At 53.0% G+C, this 1,400-nt stretch carries 1 protein-coding gene; it reads left to right on the forward strand.

What is annotated here, in order from left to right:
- The first annotated feature begins 271 nt into the window (after nt 1–271).
- Nucleotides 272–979 (forward strand): IS6 family transposase, encoded by a 708-nt coding sequence (locus tag GOV45_RS23155; RefSeq protein ID WP_170482897.1) that lies wholly within the window; start codon nt 272–274, stop codon nt 977–979.
- Nucleotides 980–1,400: the final 421 nt, after the last annotated feature.

A 1,400-nucleotide genomic window follows, 5' to 3' on the forward strand; every position in this document is an offset into this window, starting at 1 on the left:
ATTCGCCGCTGTTCACTCCTCCGTCTACAACCACTTCAACCAGGAAAGATCGCTCGCCAGCAGAGATACCTTCAAGCTGACACGCACCGCCGCTCTTGCGGAGTGGCGCGAACTTGGCATGGAATAAAGGACAGCTTCACTGGCCCAACAGAGACTGGTTCGAATTCGTCTGACAGCACCGCCACCCACCCAATTCATCGTGAGACATTGATACGGTCTTGTCAGAAGAACTTTGCTTGAGCAGGGCAGGGCGGTTGCGTAGCGTTTGGGAATGACCAAGCCTGCCAATTTCAAATACTTCAAAACCAGCCCTGAGATTATCCGCCTGGCAGTGATGCTGTACATTCGGTTCCCGCTCTCGCTACGAAATGTCGAAGACTTACTTCACGAACGCGGGATCGATGTCAGCCATGAGACAGTCCGCTATTGGTGGAATAGGTTCGGCCCGATGTTCGCCGCTGAGATCAGACGGAAGCGTGTGCAGCAGCTGCGCGCATTCTCGAAATGGAAGTGGCATGTGGACGAGGTCTTTGTGAAGGTGAATGGCAAACGTCACTACCTTTGGCGGGCTGTGGATCAGGAAGGTGAGGTGCTGGAAGCCGTTGTCACCAAACGTCGAAACAAGGCTGCAGCACTTAAATTCCTTAGGAAATTGATGAAACGGCACGGCAAAGCTGAAGAAGTCGTTACAGATCGCTTCGCGTCCTACAAAGCAGCGCTCAGAGAATTGGGTGCGCTGGACAAACGAACGACGGGCAGGTGGCGGAACAACCGCGTTGAGAACTCACACCTGCCATTCCGACGACGTGAACGTGCCATGCAACGCTTCAGGCGTATGCGAAGTTTACAAAAATTCGCCGCCGTCCATTCCTCTGTCTATAACCATTTCAACCAGGAAAGATCTCTCACCAGCCGAGACACCTTCAAACTGACACGCACCGCCGTTCTTGCCGAGTGGCGCGAACTTGGCATGGAATAAAGGACAGCCTCACTGGTCTACCAGAGACTGGTTCGAATTCGTCTGACAGCACCTCGGCATTGCTCAAGGTATAAGGGGTAAGGACGAAGTCGGGGCATAAGTGGTCCAGCGCAGGATCCTATCGACTTCCGGGTTTTCCGACTGCATGGGGTATACCTGACATTTGCCCGGAACTGCTGGCAACCACAGGGGTATGGGTGCGTATTGCGGATTTTGATACAAGCGTGGCTTCAGAACCCTTGTGTCTGTTTTGGCAGCGAAAGCCGTCATCCGACAGTTTTTGTCAGATGAGCGCCTTGAGCCCAATGCGGACGCACTATTATTCTAATCTCGCAATCACAACATTTGACATATCGCTTTATTACCATGAGGCCGTCGTCTTGGCGCACCTTCATTGACGTCAGCTAGCTTTGCGCTTCCC

Origin of the sequence: Ruegeria arenilitoris (genome assembly GCF_013035425.1) — a bacterium.
Lineage (GTDB): Bacteria > Pseudomonadota > Alphaproteobacteria > Rhodobacterales > Rhodobacteraceae > Ruegeria > Ruegeria arenilitoris_A.

Coding starts and splice junctions, on each gene's coding strand:
- GOV45_RS23155 (WP_170482897.1), top strand. CDS start 272: ATGACCAAGCCTGCCAATTTCAAATACTTCAAAACCAGCCCTGAGATT.